Genomic DNA, 17711 nt, shown 5'->3' with positions numbered 1-17711 from the left:
ATTTAAAATGGCAGAACCAGTTCACCTGTTTTTAAAAAACGATGGTGGAGCTATGATTTACGGCGGTTCCGATGTAAAAAATCGTGAAGGAAGCATAGAGCTTAGAGATCTCATACATAATCTCAGCATTCCCACCAATGGCTCTACAGGCAAGTTAACAGGGACGCGCCAGCATTCCGCATTCAGCTTCACTAAAAGTATTGACTCTTCTTCACCGTATCTCTACAAGGCTGTTGCCACTGGTCAGACGCTGCAAAGCGCTGAACTAAAGTTCTACAATATCAACGATGCAGGGCATGAGGCAGAGTACTTCAACATTTTAATGGAAGGTGTCAAAGTGATTTCAATCACGCCAGTGATGCATGATACAAGAGATTGTCCTGGTACGGGGCATATGGAAAACGTACAGCTTCGTTATACTAAAATCACCTGGCTTTATAAGGATGGTAACGTTCAATTTACTGACGCCTGGAATGAGCGCCCAACAGCATAAAGAAAAGGGGCTTTGTGCCCCCCTTAGTTTATGACGATTACACCGCCCGGGCATACTGCAACATGACCTGTAGCAGCACGTTTGCGCCAGCGGTGACGTGCTCCGGCGAGGCGTACTCGATCTCGTTATGGCTAATCCCATCCTTGCAGGGAATGAAGATCATTCCGGTGGGAGCCAGATAGCTCATATAGACCGCATCGTGTCCGGCTCCGGAGACGATCTCGCGGGCAGGGTAGCCTAGCCGCTCAGCCGCCTCGGCAATCGCCGCCTGGCAGGCGGGGTGGAACGGGGCGGCCGGATAGTGGCTCACCTCTTTTAGCGCGATCGCCATGCCGCTCTCCTGCTGAACCCTGGCGATAAAATCACGCAGCTGGCGATCCATCTCATCTACCGCTTCGTCGCTGATATTTCGCATATCAATGGAAAAGGTGACCTCTCCCGGCACCACGTTGCGGCTGTTGGGGTAGACCTGCACCATCCCGACAGTCCCGCGTCCCTCCTCGCTGCGCCCGGCGATGGCGACTACCTCCTGCATGATGCGGGTGGCGATCTGCAATGCATCCTGACGCAGGCGCATCGGCGTGGGTCCGGCGTGGGACTCCTGGCCAGTGACTACGCAGTCATACCAGCGGATACCCAGTACGCCCTGAACCACACCAATCACTTTCTCTTCATCTTCAAGGATCGGACCCTGCTCGATGTGCGCCTCAAAGTAGGCACCTACCGGATGGTCCCCCGGCGTCTGGCTGCCAACGTAGCCAATCCGCGCCAGCTCCTCCCCCACGGTTTTGCCCTCGGCATCTTTCGCGGCGTAGGCCTTCTCTAGCGGCAAAACCCCAGCAAAGACGCCGGAGCCCATCATCACCGGCACGAAGCGCGATCCCTCCTCATTGGTCCAGAACACCACTTCAATCGGCGCTTCGGTGGTTATCTCCAGATCGTTAAGGGTGCGTACCACTTCCAGCGCCGCCAGCACGCCGTAATTGCCATCAAACTTGCCGCCGGTGGGCTGAGTATCGATGTGGCTCCCGGCAACTACCGGGGGCAGCATCGGGTTGCGGCCTTCCCGGCGCATAAAGACATTACCGATCTTATCCACGGTGATGCTCAGGCCAGCATCTTGCGCCCAGCCGATCACCAGCTCCCGCCCCTGGCGATCGAGATCGGTTAAGGTCAGCCGACGGCAACCCCCTTTCGGCGTCGCGCCAATCTCTGCCAGGGTCATCAATGAATCCCATAGCCGCTCGCCGTTAATGCGGCAAACCGTTGTATCTGTCACCGCGGTAATCAGGACATCACTGCTCATTGTCGTCTCCTTGCATAAATGAAGCGGCCAGATCGACCAGCAGGCGATCGCTACCGCGTGGACCCAGAAGTGAAATACCCAGCGGCAGGCCACCCACTTGCGCGACTGGCAGCGTGACCTGTGGACGTCGGGTCATGACCGAAATCAGTAAAATATCGTGGGAGAGACGACGCACCGCCTCGATCTCATCGGCCTGAGCGGTAAGCAGCGGCGCACCGTCGGGCACGGTGGGCAGAACCAACACCGCGTCGCCAAGCTGCTCTTCCCACCAGGCGGTAAATTGCTCTCGCAGCTGGCAGGCGGCCTCAAATTGCGCCGTGGTCACTGCTTTCCCCCAGAAGAAACGCTCACGCACGTCCGGCCCCAGTTGCAGGCCATAGCGCTCAATGGTCGCTCCCTGTGACTGCCACGCTTCGTAGCCCTGGATCTGGCGGAAAGCGAGATAGATATCCTCAACCTCCGGCAGCGGCGAGCTCAGGCTAGTGATGTCGCCAAAATGGCTGGCCATACGCTGGCGTACAGAAAGCAGCGCCTGCTGGCTGTGCGCCGGCAGGCGGGAGAACAGCCCTTCATGGCAGGCCAGCTTTACATTTGTCGTAGTCAGACTGTCGCTGCCCAGCAGACACTCAGCGACAGCTTTAAAAACTTCTGGAGTGCGGGCGAAGAAACCGCAGGTATCCATGGTGGCGCAGAGCGGCTGACAGCCGTCGAGGGAGATGCGCCCGTGGGTGGGGCGCAAACCGTACAGACCGCAGTAGCTGGCTGGCGTGCGTACCGAGCCGCCGGTATCGGTGCCGAGGGCAAAGTCGCACACGCCGTTAGAGACCGCCGAGGCCGAACCTGATGAAGAGCCGCCGGGAATATGGTCTGGCGCAGCGCCGTTGCGCGGCCAGCCGTAGTGAACGTTATGGCCGCTCATGGAGTAGGCCAGCTCGCTGGTATGGGTTTTACCCATGAACCGCGCACCGCTGTTTAGCAGACGCTGCACCACCGGTGCGGTGTGGCTCTTAATCCCTGAGAGCGCCAGCAGATGCGGGTTACCGCCTCCGGTCGGATAGCCTGCAACATCGAACAGATCCTTAACGGCGAAAGTCATGCCGCTCAGCGGCCCGCTGGTGGCGTGCGGTACCGGGTAAGCCGGGTAGGGCATAAAGGCGTGAATATCATCCTGCATGTTGGCTCCTCTGGGTTATGGCGTAAACAGGTTCAGGCGTAGGTTGCCTGACGTTCGGAGGTTGCTGCCAGCTCTCGCCAGCGATGACAGCTCACCACGTGACGCTCGGTCACCTGCTCGGTAGCTGGCTGGCTCTCGGCGCAGGCGGGCAGGGCGTGGGGGCAGCGATCGGCAAAGGCGCACCCTGCGGGCAGGCGGGCCAGATCCGGCGGCGAGCCGGGAATGCAGTGCAGAACATCGCCTTTTTTCAGCCCCTCTTTGGGACGGCTGCCGAGCAGAACCTGGGTATAGGGGTGACGCGGATGGTATAAAATCTCTGCCATCGACGCCTCCTCAACGATGCGTCCGGCGTACATCACCGCCACGCGATCGGCGATCTCCACCGCCGCACCAATGTCGTGGGTGACAAAGATGATCGAGAGATCGCGCTGCTTTTGCTGCTCGCGCAGCAGGATCAGGATCTGGATCTGCACCGTGGCGTCGAGAGCGGTAGTTGGCTCGTCCGCCAGCAGCAGCTGCGGATTGCACGACAGGGCGAGGGCGATCATTGCCCGCTGGCGCATGCCGCCGGACATCTCGTGAGGGTAGGCATCCAGCCGCCGATCCGGGCTGGGGATCCGCACCTGGCGTAGCGCGTCGAGCGCCCGCTCCCTTGCCGCCTGGCGAGAGAGCCCTTCATGGCGGCGCAGTCCCTCTACGATCTGCTGGCCGACGGTATAGACTGGGTCGAAGGCCAGCAGCGGCTCCTGGAAGATCATGGCGCACAGCGCGCCGCGATAGCGCCGCAGCTGGGAGGCGCTCATGCTTAGCACCTCTTGATCACCGACCCGCAGCGTTCCGGAGAGCAGGCTAGTTTTTGGCGGATGCAGGCGCATCAGCGCCCGCAGGGTGACGCTTTTGCCGGACCCCGACTCGCCGATCAGCGCCATCACCTCGCCTTTACGCACGTCAAACGAGACGCCGTTCACCGCATTGATCGTCTGGCCCTCGCGGCGAAACTCAACCCGCAGATCGCGGATATGAACAAACGGTTCATGCGACATAGCTTACCTCCTGAACGGCAATATCCCGATGCCACGCCGACCCCGGCTGCGCCATCAGGCAGGCGCTTTGATGGCCGTCGCCCACGCTCTCCAGTTTGGGTTTAACCTGCGCGCATACCGCTTTGGCGTGCGGGCAGCGGGTATGAAATCGACAGCCGGAAGGCGGGGCGATCGGGCTGGGCGGATCGCCGCTCAGCGGTGATATCAGGGTGCGATTATGCGGATCCATCGACGGCATCGAACTGAGCAGGGCGCGGGTGTAAGGGTGTGCGGAGGCGGTAAAGAGCTGCTCCGCCGGACCGATCTCCACCACCTCGCCGAGATACATCACCAGAATGCGATCCGACAGCCAGCGCACTACGTGCAGATCGTGGCTGATAAAGACATAGGTCAGCTCCAGAGTGCGCTTAAGCTCCTGCAGCAGCTGCAATACCTGAGCCTCGACCGACTTATCCAGCGCGGATACCGCCTCGTCGAGGATCACCAGCCGCGGCTTCATTGCCAGGGCGCGGGCGATATTCACCCGCTGGCGCTGGCCGCCGGAAAGCTCATGCGGATAGCGGTGGGCAAAGCGTCCCGGCTCCAGGCCGACGTGGGCGAGCAGATAGCGAGCGTACTCGCTGGCCTCTTTGGCGCTGATGCCGTGCACGCGCTGGCCGAAGGCGATACTCTCTTCCATCGTCATGCGTGGGTTGAGGGAGGCATAGCTGTCCTGAAACACCATCTGCACCTGGCGGCGATAAGCCTTCATCGGCAGATGCGTCGATCCCACCGCCAGCCCATCAAAGATCAGCTCTCCGCTGTCCTGATTGAGAAGCTGCATCAGCAGTCGTGCCGTGGTGGATTTACCGCAGCCCGACTCGCCCACTACGCCGAGGGTTTCGCCTTTCACCACCGTAAAGCTGACGTCATCTACCGCCTGCACTACGTCATGCTTCTTGCCGCCGCCGGAACGAAAATATTTCAACAGGCTGTGGACCGTCAGCAGCGGCTGTGCTGGCCCGCCCACGTCAACATTGACAAAAGGTTGCATCGCTTACTCCTTAATCGCCATTGCCGCACGCAGGCGGTCCGCGAGGATGTTGAACGAGATGGAGGTGATAAAGATCATCAGGCCTGGCAGGGCCGCCACCCACGGCTGGGTGTAGATTGCCGTGCGCAACGTGTTGAGCATCAGGCCCCACTCCGGCTCCGGCGGACGCACTCCCAGTCCCAGAAACGACAGCCCGGAGGCGAGGATCATGCAGACCGAGATTAGCCCGGTAGAGAAGACAAAGATCGGCCCCAGCACGTTGCCCAGCACCTGGACGCGGATAATGGTGAATGCGCTGGCCCCGGTGGCGCGGGCAGCGTCGATATAATCCATATGCCGCACCTGGGCGGTAACGCTCTCAGCAATGCGCGCTACCTGCGGGACAAACACCAGGGTCAGCGACAGCAGGGCATTACCGATCCCCGCGCCCATCGCGCCCGACAGGGCAATGGCCAGCAGTACCGACGGGAAGGCGTAGAAGACATCCACGGTACGCATAATGATGGTGTTGGTTTTCCCTCCCGCGTAGCCAGCGATAATGCCGATCGCACCGCCGATGAAAAAGGCGAACACTACTGGAACAATCCCCATAAACAGCGACAGACGGGTACCGAGGATCAGGCGCGAGAGCATATCCCGCCCCAGCTCGTCGGAGCCGAGAGGAAAGCCGTCGGTGCCAATGGGCTTCAGGCGGAGAAACATCGAGGTCTGGTAAGGATCTTTTATAATCAGCCAGGGGCCAAACAGCGCCAGGGCCAGCAGCAGCAGGATGATCGTCCCGACGATCACGCCGCCGGGATCGCGTAGCAGACGACGAAAGACGCCGTGCCAGTAGCCCTGCCGGGCAGGTAGCGCCTGGGAAGCGGGTACAGCTTTCGTGGTTGCGGTATCCACCATAATCAGCTCCTCTTAATGCGCGGGTCGAGGGTGGTTTGCAGGATATCCACCAGCAGGTTGAGCAGGACAAAGAACAGCGCCAGCACCCAGATAGTTCCCTGCAGCAGCGGCAGATCGCGCTGGAAGATGGCGGTATTGAGCAGCAGGCCGGTGCCGGGCCAGGAGAAGACCGTCTCCACCAGGATCGAGCCGCCCATCAGGTAGCCCACCTGCAAGCCCATCACTGCCAGCGCGGTAGGGGCGGCATTCTTCATGACATGGAAAAAGATGCGCGATTCGTTAAGCCCGCGAGCGCGCAGGCCCACGATAAACTCCTGGCTGAGAATATCGGCCACCTGCGAGCGCACGGTACGGGCGATGATGCCGGTTGGGATCACCGACAGGGTAATGGCCGGTAATAACATAAATTGCAGATGCGCCCAGTCCCACTGCCAGCCCACTTCGCCAATCGGCCCGCCGCCGGTGGCGGGGAGCAGGGCAAGCTTGACGCTGAAAGCGATGACCAGCAGCATCCCCAGCCAGTAGTGCGGGACGCTGACGCCGAAGACCGACAGCACCGAAGCCAGACGATCGACAATGCTATTGCGAAAGTACCCGGCGACGAAGCCGAACAGGCTGCCGAGCACAAAGCCGATAATGGTCGCCAGCAGCGCCAGGCGTAGGGAGTAAGCGACCGCCGTCATCACCTCGTCGATCACCGGTCGTCCGGTGGCTACCGACATGCCGAGATCGCCCTGCAACGCCCGCCACAGCCAGTTGACAAACTGCAGCGGCAGCGGCTTATCGAAGCCGTAGGCCTGCAGCAGCGTCTGGCGCAGGGCTTCCGAGGCGTCCGGCGGCATCACCGAGACTAGCGGATCCCCTGGCGCAATCTGCACCAGCATAAAACAGATCACCGCCACCCCCAGCATGGTGGGTACGGCCAGCAGAATACGGTATAGCAGCGTATTGATCATCTTTTGCCCCCGTTACGATTACTCTTTTTTGCTCACCAGACTAAGGTCGATAAACCAGCTTTGCGGCTGCACCACCCCGGTGACCGCAGGCGAGATCGCTCGCGGCCCGACGTCATGGGCCACAAACAGGAACGGGACCTGATCCACCAGCGCGGCGTGCAGCTCTCCAGCGGCCTTATCCATCTCGGCTGGGGTAAAGGCGTGCTTCACCGCTGTCGCCAGCTTCTCTGTTTCCGGCGTGGAGAAGTAGCCCCAGTTCACCGCCAGCGGTGGGAAGGCTTTGGCGGTGGCGAAACGGATCATGCCGAAATAGGGATCGTTGACCGCGGCGCTGACGTTGATCGCATCGATCCCTTTGCCGGACTGATCTTTTGCCCCAAGACGCCAGTTGGTAAACAGGGTGTTCCACTCGTTGACTTTGAGATCGACGTTGAAGAAGCAGCTTTTCAGGCTCTGCTGGATATATTCGTTCATCGGCAGGGGCTGCATCTGGCCAGATCCGGAGGCGGAGGTGGCGACGGTGACGTGCAGCGGCTTGCTTTCGCTAAACCCGGCCTCGGTCATCAGCTTGCGGGCGGTATCGGGATCGTATTTGATCTGGAAGGTAGGCTTGCCGCGCCATGGGCTATCGGCTTCATAGACGCCGGTCGCCTCAGCCATGTAGCCGCCAAGGTAGCTCTTCAGCTCGGCGCGGTTGAGACACAGGTTGGCAGCTTTGCGCACGCGGATATCTTTCCATGGCGATCCCTCGGCAAAGGAGAACTGCCACGGCCAGAGGTGCGGCTGGGTATTGGCGTAGATTTTAAAGCCCTGGGCTTTGATCTGATCCACCGCGTCGGGGGCCGGGGCTTCAATCCAGTCCACCTGCTTTGAGAGCAGGGCAGCGGTGCGGGCATTGGCCTCCGGGAGTGGGATCAGCACCACTTTGTCGACGCGCGGCACACGATCTTTATTCCAGTAGTCCGGGTTCTTATTGAGGATCAGCTGCTGGCGTGGCACCAGCTTTTCCAGCTTAAAGGGACCGCTGCCGACGGCGTGGGCGGCAAACTCTGTCCACGCCTGCTTGCTGCGGGCGGCGGTATCGCCGGTAGCGGCCGGAACCGCATCGTAGAGTTTCTGCCAGGCGGTCGGTGAAACGATAAACAGGTTAGTGATGTTATAGGGCAGTAACGCATCCGGTTCGGACGTGGTGAGGGCGACGGTATGGTCATCGATCTTCTCGACGCCTGCGAGGGTTGGCATGCGTGAAAGGGTATTGCCGATCTGTCCTGGCGCGTACTGCGGGGCGCTCTTATTCAGCACCTTATCGACGTTCCAGACGATGGCGTCGGCATTAACCTCGGTACCGTCGTGGAATTTTACCCCAGGACGCAGAGTAAAGATCCAGCGGCTCTGGTTCAGCGGATCGACATGCCATTCAGTGGCCAGGCCTGGTACGATACCGCTGGGTTTTTCGCCCTGGGAGAGATCCCACTCCACCAGCGCATCGTACAGCGGAATACCGGTAAAACGGTTGCCCTCAAAGCCCTGATCCGGCTGGCCGAGGGTTAAGGGAATATCTGCGGCGGTCATAGCGATCCGCAGCGTTGAAGCATTAGCCTGCAAAGAGGAGAACAGCGCCAGCGCCCCAGAAACAGCAACGGCGATACGGCATTTACGCAAGAGTACGGTATTCAGCATCACAGGTTCCCTGTTAAATAGAGTGTCGTTTTTTAACAGGCAAGATACATACCAGTTCTGAATTTCCTGAAAATAGTCGTGAGCCGGGCCATAAAATAGAAATGACTTATCGTAGGCCCCAGATTTTTATGGCGAAATAAAATAACCTTATATTTATGCACCCTATACGGGAATTGTGTTGCGGAATTGCACCAGCAAACGTTTTCTTGTTCTTTTACTGGCGTAATATAGTCACCTCCCGGTATTTTTTATTAAATAAATTAATGATATGTTTTTATTGATAAGTTTCGGAAATTAAATAAAAGAGACAGACAATAAATGGTGACTATCGATACCGCCAGACTGGCTTGTACGCAGATTACAGAGAGCGACTGGGACTTCTTCCGGGCGCTACAGACAGACACGCAGGTAATGTATTACGTTGCGGATCTGCCGACTGATGAAGAAATCCGTGCCGCTTTTGAGTCAAGGCTGCCGCGCTGGTCTCCTCAAAGCCCGCACTGGCTGTGCCTCGTGGTTTCTGACAAGGCGACAGGAAAAAAGCTGGGCGTTACGGGCTACATCCATCGCGGCCCTGACTGTGCCGAGGTAGGTTTTCTGTTTGCGCCGGAAGCGCAGGGCCTGGGCTACGGGACAGAATCCCTGCGGGCCGTTTGTGATTATGCTTTCCGCGAGGGCGGGATTGAGCGTCTGATTGCCACCGTCACCGCAGGTAATCTTGCTTCCCGCAGCGTGCTGGAAAAGGTGGGTTTCACCCTGGAGCAGGAGCTGCATGAAAGCTACCGGCTGCGGGATCAACTGCATAACGACTGGCTGTTTGGCCTGATGCGTAGCGCCTGAGGGCGTGCGCTTACCCGTTTCTTACCCTCTCTCTAACCCTTTCCCCGCACAAAACGACAAATTTGCGATGACGCTAACTCTATATTTTTTCTGTGATCGTTGTAACATTGTTTCGAAATTGTTGTAAAACGCCGTTTCAATTGTACATTTGTCTATGTCAGGGAAATCATGCTTAACAAAATAACAAGTATCATCATCGCGCTCATTGGGCTTGCGATGCTCTATATGGGGGCGAAACTGCTGCTGGTCGGCGGCTCGCCATTCTACGCCGTGATGGCCGTGGGGCTGATTGCCACCGCCGTTACGCTCTACCTGAACAAACGCATTGCGCTTAGCCTCTATGCGGTGCTGATGTGGATTGTTCTGGCCTGGATTATCTACGAGGTCGGCTTTGATAAATGGCAGTGGATCCCGCGCGGCGATCTGATTGGCGTCATTGGCCTCTGGCTGGCGATGCCGTGGGTGGTTCGTCCGCTATTCCGCGCCAGCGGAGCAGGGGAACGTCGCTTCCATCCTTTCCTCGGCGGTACCGTGGCGGTGATGATTGCCCTGGTAATCGGTCTCTGCTTCTACGATCCGTACCCGCAGGATGGCACCATTACCAACGCACGTAACGCCTCCAGCGCCGACGTCGCGGAAAACAACTGGACCGCCTACGGTGGCACCACCAACGGCCTGCGTTTCTCTAAGCTCAACCAGATCAATAAAGATAACGCCAGCGATCTGGAAGTGGCCTGGACCTATCACACCGGAGATCTGCGCGAAAGTACAGACGCCACCGAGTACACCTTTGAGGCGACGCCGCTGAAGGTCAACAACGCGCTCTACTTCTGTACGCCGCACAACGAGGTGCACGCTCTCGATCCGCAGACCGGGGCGCTTAAGTGGAAATATGTTCCTGAAAAGGATCGCTCCTACCTGCAACAGCACCAGACCTGCCGTGGCGTAAGCTACTATGACGGCAGCGCAGCCCAGCAGAATGAATCTAACCCTGCACCGGCAGCCTGTACTCGCCGCATCTTCAACGCGACTACCGACGCGAAGCTGGTTGCGCTGGATGCCGATACCGGTAAACCGTGCGCCGATTTCGGCACTAACGGTATTGTCGATCTGCATGACAACATGGGTACCATTCGTCCCCACGCGCTGATGCAGACCGCTGCCCCGCTGGTGGCCGGTAAGCTGGTGATCCTCGGCGGCTCCGTGATGGACAACGGCTATAACACCGGTAACCCGTCGGGCGTGATCCGCGCCTTTGACGCCGTAACCGGTCATCTGGTCTGGAACTTCGATCCGGCAAATCCTGAGAATACCCAGCCGATTGCCGCCGGGCAGACCTTCCCGCAGGATACCCCTGTGGCCTGGGCCACCCTCAGCGCCGATCTGAAAAACGGCCTGGTCTATGTGCCGTTTGGCAACGCCTCGCCGGATGAAGTCGGTACCCAGCGCGATCCACAGAGCAACACCGAGAAATTCCGCGACACGCTGGTGGCGCTGGATCTCAACACCGGTGCGTTCAAGTGGCGCTTCCAGTCCTCTAAGCACGATCTGTGGGACCGCGACAACCCGTCCCAGCCGTCGCTGCTGGATATCGACTACCAGGGTAAAAAACAACCGGTCGTTATCCTGCCGACCAAAACCGGTAACCTGTTTGTGCTTAACCGTCTGACTGGCGAGCCTGTCTACCCGATTAACCAGCAGAAAGTGTCAACCGAAGGCGGCATTACTGGAGAGAGCTTCTCACCGACTCAGCCGGTCTCCGCGCTGAACTTTATTCCCGATCCGCTGAGCGAAAAAGCGATGTGGGGGATCACACCGTTCGATCAGATGGCCTGCCGTATTGATTTTAAATCGCTGCGCTACGACGGTAACCCGTGGACGCCAGCCACCGAAGGCGGTTCAATTGTCTTCCCGGGTAACATCGGCGTATTTAACTGGGGATCGGTGGCTATCGATCCGGAGCGTCAGATCCTGATCGCTTCTCCGGTACGTCTGGCCTACAAATACAACCTGATCAAGCGTACCCCGCAGACAGAAGAGGAGCGTCTGTTTACCAAGGAGAACTCGCCGTACTGGAACGAGAACTTCCAGGGCACCTACGCGATCCACATTCAGCAGCTCTCTTCCGATCTGGGCATTCCGTGTATTGCGCCGCCGTGGGGCCGGATGGTGGGCGTCGATCTGACTACCGGTAAAACGGAGTGGATGCGTCGGGTCGGTACGACCAAAAACCTCAACACCACCTTCCTGCCTGGGCGTTTCCCAATCGGCTTCCCGATGGGGATGGTCGCTCATGGTGGTCCGCTGGTAACGGCGGGTGACGTGGTGTTCCATGGCGCAACGGCGGATAACTTCTTCCGTGCCTACGACATCAACACCGGTAAGCTACTGTGGCAGACCGAGCTGCCAGCGGGCGGCCAGGCGACCCCGGCGACCTATCTGGGCAGCGATAACAAGCAGTACGTGGTTATTGCCGCGGGCGGTCACGGCTCGCTGGGCACCAAAGGCGGCGACGCCGTTGTTGCCTACCGTCTGAAGTAATCTCTTTACTCTTCCCTGCGGTCCACCAGGCCCGCAGGGAAGAGCTTTCCCTTCTGTAAATCTACATCTGCATTCAGTGCGTTATTACCCTGTTTTGTCTACGATTGCCTTTACCGTAACTAAAAAAGGGGTATTGCGCATGGCTTTACGTTCATTAGGCACGACGGGATTACACATTCCACCGCTGGTTTTTGGCGGTAACGTCTTTGGCTGGACCGTTGACGAGAAGCAGAGCTTTACTCTGCTGGATGCGCTGCTGGAGCGCGGCCTGACCGCCATCGACACCGCCGACGTCTACTCTGCCTGGGTGCCGGGCAACAAAGGCGGCGAATCCGAAACGATCCTTGGCAAATGGTTTGCCGCCCACCCTGGCGTACGGGAAAAAATCACCCTGTTTACCAAAGTCGGCTCTGACCTTGGCGAGCCGGGGAAAAAAGGGCTCTCCGCCCGCTGGATTGAACAGGCGGTTGATGACTCCCTAAAACGCCTGCAAACGGACTATATCGATCTCTACTTCTCCCATTGGCCCGACGACAGCACCCCCTACGAAGAGACCCTCGGCGCGTATGAGAAGCTGCTGAAAGCTGGCAAGATCCGTGCGGTTGGTGCATCCAACCTCAATGCGGCGCAGCTGGAGGCATCACTTAAGGCGGCCGATGCTAACGGCCTGCCGCGCTACCAGGTGCTACAGCCGGAGTATAACCTCTACGATCGCGACGGCTTTGAAAGTGAATTGCAGGAGCTGGTGGTTCGGGAGAATATCGGCGTGGTGACCTACTTCAGCCTGGCCTCCGGTTTCCTCTCCGGAAAATATCGCAGCGAGAAGGATCTGGGCAAGAGCCAGCGCGGTGAGGGCGTGGGTAAATACCTTAACCCGCGCGGCTATGCCATTCTGGAAGCGCTGGACAGCGTTGCGGAGAAGCACGGCGTGAAGCCCGCGCAGGTGGCGCTCGCCTGGCTGATTAGCCGTCCCGGCGTGACCGCACCTATCGCCAGCGCCACCAAAATCGAGCACGTTGATGGCTTTGTTGAAGCGATAAACCTTCAGCTCACGCCGGAAGATATTCTCGATCTGGATAACGCTGGCGCATAGCTCTTTCCTTATTCCCCGTTGGCGAAAAAACTGCATCTGCACGGTGAGCAGATGCAGGTTGACGATTGAACACAGGCAAGGTATCCAAAATCATTATAATTTATTTATGATTTATACTGCTGGCTAATATATCTCCAGAAATATGATCCACTTAAAAATCCTGCTGTAAAAAAATTGCGCCTCTTTTTATAAGGAGTATTTTAATCGTGTGACGGTTGAACGAATTTACGTATCAATTGGTTTACTGAATAAGGGATATGTGTCATGAACGACGAAGAGATTACTATTGATGTAATTATACCTAAATCAATTGGCAGCTCCTTATCATTATCTTTGCCATCTGGCTCAACGATTCTGGAGGTCTTGTATTTAATTAATCATCAAGAACTCATTAATAAGATTGTAAAAAACGAGACAGAGTTCAGCGGATTTGTTCTGGTTTATGTGAACAAACAAAGAACTAAAGATCCATCGATGCGTTTAAAAAGTTCGAGTGCTATCGAGATTATTATACCCATGGCTGGGGGTTAAGATGAACGAGATGCGCTATGAACGGCAGCGCAAAGTTATAGGCTTGCTGGGGCAGGCGAAGTTAGAAAAAGCAGCAGTGTGCATTATAGGGTGCGGAGGCTTAGGCTGTCCGATTGCACTTTATATGGTTGCCTCAGGGGTCGGAAAAATAACGTTAATCGACGATGATGTTGTCTCATTATCCAACTTGCATCGCCAGATCCTCTTTGGTGAAAAAGATATTGGCTTATCAAAAGTGGATGCGGCTAAAAATAGCCTGCTCCAGCTTAATTCACATGTTGACGTTGTCACTGTTAAAGACAGGGTCACTGCTGTTAATGTAGAAGAATATATTCAGGGGCATGATTTAATTATCCTGGGGTGTGATAATTTGCCAACGCGTTACGCTGTTAATGATGCGTGTTGTGCAATGCAAACCCCTTTTATCAATGCAAGCGTATTGGGTGATGAAGGTGCAATCACTTTCTTTGATATAGCCAATGGCTGCTATCGGTGTCTCTTTCCAGAACTTCCACCGGACCATGTTATCCCGTCACCTGACAGGATGGGTGTGTTAGGGGCCTCAGTGGGGGTCATTGGCACTGCCGCAGCGACCATGGCCATTGAAATTCTTGCCGGGCAAAAAGCAAATTACGTAAACAAGATGTTTGTATTCGATTCATTAACTTTAGAAATGAAAAGCTTTTTATTCTCAAAGGGCAACCACTGCAATAGTTGCTCATCTTACCATCATAATCAATAACGGATAGAACAATGAAACTAGCGCCATGGCTTAAAACGGCTCATGTAAAATTAACATCAAGATTAATGATAGGCACTGAGCAGTATGATTCCGCAGAGATGATCCGCGATGTTACAGTTGCTGCGGGGGCTGAGCTTCTTATAGCAACAATTAACCCCAAAGATCGTAGTTCAGGTGTGGCAATTGCTGATGTAAGCAAGGCCTTCGATGAATGTCATTACGGATATACTCCCGTATCCACCACATCATTTGTACACTCAGCTCATGAGGCTATCGATACGGCAATAAAACTAAGGGATCTATTTGGTATTCGATTTGTTAAACTCGATGTTAGAAATGATGAACAGCAGCGATGGGCTAATAACTATGATGTTATCACGGCGGCAGACGTACTCATTAAGGCTGGTTTTGACGTAATGCCAATGATAACGCCCGATCCCTATGCGGCTATGAAACTCCAGGATATGGGGTGCTGTGCGCTACGTTTATCAGCAGGGGAGTTAGGGACGGGGAAGGGGATTTATAACCTACAGGCTATGGCAAATGTGAAAAACATAGTCAGCATTCCCTGTGTAGGGGAAACGGGTATTCTTAACGTTACGGAGGTTACGCAGCTTTTTTCTATAGGAATGGATGCTGTTCTGGTTAATTCAGCGATAGCGCAGGCAAATAACCCTCTGGCTATGGCTACCGCAATGCGCTTAGCTGTAGATAGCGCTTTATATTACAAAGTTGCCGTTCGCTAATAAAGTGGCTCAATGCTGTTACGCTTCATTTTATAAGGAAAGATTATGATAACCATTGAGTGTAAAGCTATTCTTTTTGACCTTGACGGAACGCTGGTAGATTCTGGTGTATGCATTGAAAACCTTTGGGCCTCTTGGGCTAATGTTAATCACGTTGATCCTGAATATATAAAATCCATCATCCACGGCAGAACGATAGAGGAAACGTTAAAACTCATATCTCCTTATTTTTTTAATCAGGAGTGTATTGATGAGATAAAAAAACGAGCGATAAATGCGTTGAGCTATGTTAAACCTATCCCAGGCGCTATAGAGTTTATGAAAAAGCTTCCTGGAGATCGTCTTGCCATCGTGACCTCTGGAGCAAGAGAAGTCTCTATGCGCAGCATAACGAGTGCGGACATTCCAGTGCCTGATGTGATGATTACTGCTGAAGATGTGACTCACGGAAAACCGGATCCGGAACCTTATTTACAAGCAGCTATTACGTTAGGTGTGCAGCCTGGCGACTGTCTTGTTTTTGAGGATGCCGCTTCAGGAATTCACTCTGCGGTTGCTGCGGGCATGCGTGTTGTTGTTGTAGGGTCAGGCCATCACGGTTTGCTGAATGAGGCATCCATGCAGCTGACTGATTACACGAACATTCAGGTTGCATTTAAAGACGATTATCTCTCTTTAAGCTGGTAAAAGGGATTTAAATAACTTGCTGCGATTAGCGCTGCCATTGCCGCGCTTCGCAAAAGCTAAGCCATTTAAATTCTTTGTCATTACCGCCGTTTTCTCACATCGTTTGCCCGTCTGACATCGGGGTAAAAGGTGGGAGAAGATGGCAAAAAGCACCGCTGGCTGGCTGCATGAAGAGCAGCGCGACTGGGTTCGACAGCGCGCCCGCTCCTGGCTGTGGCGCTGCGAGCTGCCAACCTGGATTTTGATCGCGGTAATCTACGGCGGCTGGTTTACGACGCTGGCGTTCTGGCAGACGCTGGGGCTGCTGCCCGCTACGCTGCTGCTGATCTGGTTTACCACCTGGTACATGTCGCTCCAGCATGAACTGATCCACGGCCACCCAACGCGCTATCCGCGGGTAAACCAGCTGCTGGGGCTGATGCCGCTGGCGGTCTGGTACCCGTACGGTCTCTATCGGGATGCACATCTGGCGCATCACCGTACCCATCTGCTCACGCAGCCGGAGGACGATCCCGAGTCCTACTACATTCCCGAGTGGCGCTGGCGGCGCTATGCGCCCTGGCAGCGAAAAGTTATTACCCTGCGCAACACCTTTCCCGGTCGCCTGCTGCTGGCTCCGGCGCTGGATATCGCCCAGCTACTGGCTGGCATGGTGACATCATTTCTCCGTTTGGAGCGTCGGGCAATAGCGATGTGGATCGTGCACGGTGTTCTGCTGGCCGTGACCTTTGCCTGGCTGCTGCGCTGCGAGTTTTCGATCCTCTATTTTGTGCTGGCGGTCAGCTATCCGGCGCTGGCCCTGACCAAGGTGCGCTCCTTTCTGGAGCATCGGGCGGATAACGATCCGCTTGCCCGCTCGGTGATCAACGAGGCCTCGCTGCCGTGGCGGGTACTGTTCCTTAATCTGAACTACCATTCTGTGCATCACGATCTGCCGGGCGTGCCCTGGTATGCATTACGCAAACTCTACCTGCGGGATCGGGCGAGCTATCAGCAGCGCAACGGCGGCTTTCTGGTGCGGGGCTATGGCGAGTGGCTGCGGCACTTTCTATGGCGCTCGGTGAACGTTAATGCCCATCCCGGCTTTAACAAGGTGAACGGTAATGAGCAGTAAGATTGCGTTTCCAATGTATGATCTCTACCGCCCGGATAGCGAGGCGCTGATCCAGGCTGTGCAGGATCTGCTGGCGGCAAGGGGCGTTGCCGTCACGCCGGTCTGGCCGCAGGAGGATCTGCTGACCCACTGGCAGAGCGACGATCTTCTGCTGAGCCAGGCCTGCGGCTATCCGCTGGTTACGCGGCTAACGGAGGTGCAGACGGTGGGCTGCTTTCACTATTCGGCTCCGGGTTGCGAAGGCATTCGCTACCGCAGCCTGCTGGTGGTGCGGCAGAGCGACAGGCATAAAACGCTGGCGGATTTTCGTGGCAGCCGCGCGGTCTGCAACGCACCCGACTCCCAGTCAGGCTACAACGTGTTTATGCAGATGGTCGCGCCGCTGGCACAGTCTGGAAACTTCTTTAATGACGTTATCTTCAGCGGCAGCCACCGCCAGTCGCTGGTTGAAATCGGCGAGGGCAGGGCGGACATTGCGGCCATCGACTGCGTTACCTTCGCTCTACTTCAGCGCCATGCGCCACAGTTAATCTCTGAGCTTGCCGTTATCGGGGCAAGCCCCGCCGCGCCCGGACTGCCGTTGATTACCGCCAGAAACACCCCGCCGTCACGCATCGCGCTGCTGCGGGACGCGCTGCGCCAGTTGGTCAGCGACCCGACGTATCGCACCCTTTGTGCAGCGCTGTTTATCAGCGGCTTTAGCGACGTCTCGCGGCAGGACTATGCGCCCATCCTCTCCGGTGATTATCCACAGCCATAAATAGTCCTTTCTATTTTCCACTATTTTTCACTAATCAATTGCGCAGTAGAGTTCATCCATGCCCTGACGATGCGG

17 protein-coding genes are annotated in these 17711 nt (G+C 56.3%); 10 read left to right on the top strand and 7 right to left on the bottom strand.

The window, feature by feature from the left end; genetic code table 11:
- The first annotated feature begins 7 nt into the window (after positions 1-7).
- Positions 8-493, top strand: a complete 486-nt coding sequence (locus tag RTM13_RS15320) for a type VI secretion system tube protein TssD (protein ID WP_312212930.1) — start codon at positions 8-10, stop codon at positions 491-493.
- Positions 494-530: 37 nt separating this feature from the next.
- On the opposite strand, the gene RTM13_RS15315 is transcribed toward RTM13_RS15320, so the two are convergent.
- From RTM13_RS15315 to RTM13_RS15285, 7 genes are read right to left on the bottom strand one after another with little or no spacing between them, the layout of a single operon-like run.
- Positions 531-1799 carry a Zn-dependent hydrolase gene (locus RTM13_RS15315; RefSeq protein WP_312212928.1) on the bottom strand — a complete coding sequence of 423 codons (1269 nt, stop codon included), beginning with the start codon at positions 1797-1799 and terminating at the stop codon, positions 531-533.
- Entirely contained in the window at positions 1789-2973 is a 1185-nt protein-coding gene (locus tag RTM13_RS15310; RefSeq protein WP_312212926.1) for an amidase, read from the bottom strand. Before RTM13_RS15310 ends, RTM13_RS15315 begins: the two co-directional genes overlap by 11 nt.
- Positions 2974-3005: 32 nt before the next feature.
- Positions 3006-4016, bottom strand: a complete 1011-nt coding sequence (locus RTM13_RS15305; protein ID WP_312212924.1) for an ABC transporter ATP-binding protein — start codon at positions 4014-4016, stop codon at positions 3006-3008.
- Positions 4006-5049, bottom strand: coding sequence for an ABC transporter ATP-binding protein (locus RTM13_RS15300; RefSeq protein ID WP_312212922.1), 1044 nt, complete (start codon positions 5047-5049; stop codon positions 4006-4008). Before RTM13_RS15300 ends, RTM13_RS15305 begins: the two co-directional genes overlap by 11 nt.
- A 3-nt stretch (positions 5050-5052) precedes the next feature.
- Entirely contained in the window at positions 5053-5946 is an 894-nt protein-coding gene (locus RTM13_RS15295; protein WP_312212920.1) for an ABC transporter permease, read from the bottom strand.
- A gap of 2 nt (positions 5947-5948) precedes the next feature.
- Positions 5949-6902, bottom strand: coding sequence for an ABC transporter permease (locus RTM13_RS15290; protein WP_312212918.1), 954 nt, complete (start codon positions 6900-6902; stop codon positions 5949-5951).
- Between the two features lie 18 nt (positions 6903-6920).
- Positions 6921-8582 (bottom strand): ABC transporter substrate-binding protein, encoded by a 1662-nt coding sequence (locus RTM13_RS15285; protein ID WP_312212916.1) that lies wholly within the window; start codon positions 8580-8582, stop codon positions 6921-6923.
- Between the two features lie 318 nt (positions 8583-8900).
- Between RTM13_RS15285 and RTM13_RS15280 the strand changes: the two genes are divergently transcribed.
- The 9 genes from RTM13_RS15280 to RTM13_RS15240 all read left to right on the top strand — a co-directional run bounded on the left by RTM13_RS15280 (position 8901) and on the right by RTM13_RS15240 (position 17636).
- The gene (locus RTM13_RS15280) at positions 8901-9422 is read left to right on the top strand and encodes a GNAT family N-acetyltransferase (protein WP_312212914.1); all 522 of its coding nucleotides are present in this window, start codon (positions 8901-8903) and stop codon (positions 9420-9422) included.
- A gap of 168 nt (positions 9423-9590) precedes the next feature.
- Positions 9591-11963: a membrane-bound PQQ-dependent dehydrogenase, glucose/quinate/shikimate family gene (locus RTM13_RS15275; RefSeq protein WP_312212912.1), complete on the top strand. Its 2373-nt coding sequence runs from the start codon at positions 9591-9593 to the stop codon at positions 11961-11963.
- Between the two features lie 139 nt (positions 11964-12102).
- Positions 12103-13056, top strand: coding sequence for an aldo/keto reductase (locus RTM13_RS15270; protein WP_312212911.1), 954 nt, complete (start codon positions 12103-12105; stop codon positions 13054-13056).
- Positions 13057-13320: 264 nt separating this feature from the next.
- Positions 13321-13587 (top strand): hypothetical protein, encoded by a 267-nt coding sequence (locus RTM13_RS15265; protein WP_312212910.1) that lies wholly within the window; start codon positions 13321-13323, stop codon positions 13585-13587.
- A 1-nt stretch (position 13588) separates the two neighbouring features.
- The gene (locus RTM13_RS15260) at positions 13589-14329 is read left to right on the top strand and encodes a HesA/MoeB/ThiF family protein (RefSeq protein ID WP_312212909.1); all 741 of its coding nucleotides are present in this window, start codon (positions 13589-13591) and stop codon (positions 14327-14329) included.
- An 11-nt stretch (positions 14330-14340) separates the two neighbouring features.
- Positions 14341-15075, top strand: a complete 735-nt coding sequence (locus tag RTM13_RS15255; protein WP_312212907.1) for a hypothetical protein — start codon at positions 14341-14343, stop codon at positions 15073-15075.
- Between the two features lie 45 nt (positions 15076-15120).
- Positions 15121-15762 carry an HAD-IA family hydrolase gene (locus tag RTM13_RS15250; protein WP_312212905.1) on the top strand — a complete coding sequence of 214 codons (642 nt, stop codon included), beginning with the start codon at positions 15121-15123 and terminating at the stop codon, positions 15760-15762.
- Positions 15763-15901: 139 nt separating this feature from the next.
- Positions 15902-16876, top strand: a complete 975-nt coding sequence (locus RTM13_RS15245) for a fatty acid desaturase (RefSeq protein WP_312212903.1) — start codon at positions 15902-15904, stop codon at positions 16874-16876.
- Positions 16866-17636, top strand: coding sequence for a PhnD/SsuA/transferrin family substrate-binding protein (locus RTM13_RS15240; protein ID WP_312212901.1), 771 nt, complete (start codon positions 16866-16868; stop codon positions 17634-17636). Before RTM13_RS15245 ends, RTM13_RS15240 begins: the two co-directional genes overlap by 11 nt.
- Positions 17637-17711 lie beyond the last annotated feature (75 nt).

Source organism: Pseudescherichia sp., assembly GCF_031979925.1.
Classification (GTDB): Bacteria; Pseudomonadota; Gammaproteobacteria; order Enterobacterales; family Enterobacteriaceae; genus Pseudescherichia.
This window is presented reverse-complemented; position numbering and strand designations above follow the sequence as displayed.

Coding starts and splice junctions, on each gene's coding strand:
- RTM13_RS15320 (WP_312212930.1), top strand. CDS start 8: ATGGCAGAACCAGTTCACCTGTTTTTAAAAAACGATGGTGGAGCTATG.
- RTM13_RS15315 (WP_312212928.1), bottom strand. CDS start 1,799: ATGAGCAGTGATGTCCTGATTACCGCGGTGACAGATACAACGGTTTGC.
- RTM13_RS15310 (WP_312212926.1), bottom strand. CDS start 2,973: ATGCAGGATGATATTCACGCCTTTATGCCCTACCCGGCTTACCCGGTA.
- RTM13_RS15305 (WP_312212924.1), bottom strand. CDS start 4,016: ATGTCGCATGAACCGTTTGTTCATATCCGCGATCTGCGGGTTGAGTTT.
- RTM13_RS15300 (WP_312212922.1), bottom strand. CDS start 5,049: ATGCAACCTTTTGTCAATGTTGACGTGGGCGGGCCAGCACAGCCGCTG.
- RTM13_RS15295 (WP_312212920.1), bottom strand. CDS start 5,946: ATGGTGGATACCGCAACCACGAAAGCTGTACCCGCTTCCCAGGCGCTA.
- RTM13_RS15290 (WP_312212918.1), bottom strand. CDS start 6,902: ATGATCAATACGCTGCTATACCGTATTCTGCTGGCCGTACCCACCATG.
- RTM13_RS15285 (WP_312212916.1), bottom strand. CDS start 8,582: ATGCTGAATACCGTACTCTTGCGTAAATGCCGTATCGCCGTTGCTGTT.
- RTM13_RS15280 (WP_312212914.1), top strand. CDS start 8,901: ATGGTGACTATCGATACCGCCAGACTGGCTTGTACGCAGATTACAGAG.
- RTM13_RS15275 (WP_312212912.1), top strand. CDS start 9,591: ATGCTTAACAAAATAACAAGTATCATCATCGCGCTCATTGGGCTTGCG.
- RTM13_RS15270 (WP_312212911.1), top strand. CDS start 12,103: ATGGCTTTACGTTCATTAGGCACGACGGGATTACACATTCCACCGCTG.
- RTM13_RS15265 (WP_312212910.1), top strand. CDS start 13,321: ATGAACGACGAAGAGATTACTATTGATGTAATTATACCTAAATCAATT.
- RTM13_RS15260 (WP_312212909.1), top strand. CDS start 13,589: ATGAACGAGATGCGCTATGAACGGCAGCGCAAAGTTATAGGCTTGCTG.
- RTM13_RS15255 (WP_312212907.1), top strand. CDS start 14,341: ATGAAACTAGCGCCATGGCTTAAAACGGCTCATGTAAAATTAACATCA.
- RTM13_RS15250 (WP_312212905.1), top strand. CDS start 15,121: ATGATAACCATTGAGTGTAAAGCTATTCTTTTTGACCTTGACGGAACG.
- RTM13_RS15245 (WP_312212903.1), top strand. CDS start 15,902: ATGGCAAAAAGCACCGCTGGCTGGCTGCATGAAGAGCAGCGCGACTGG.
- RTM13_RS15240 (WP_312212901.1), top strand. CDS start 16,866: ATGAGCAGTAAGATTGCGTTTCCAATGTATGATCTCTACCGCCCGGAT.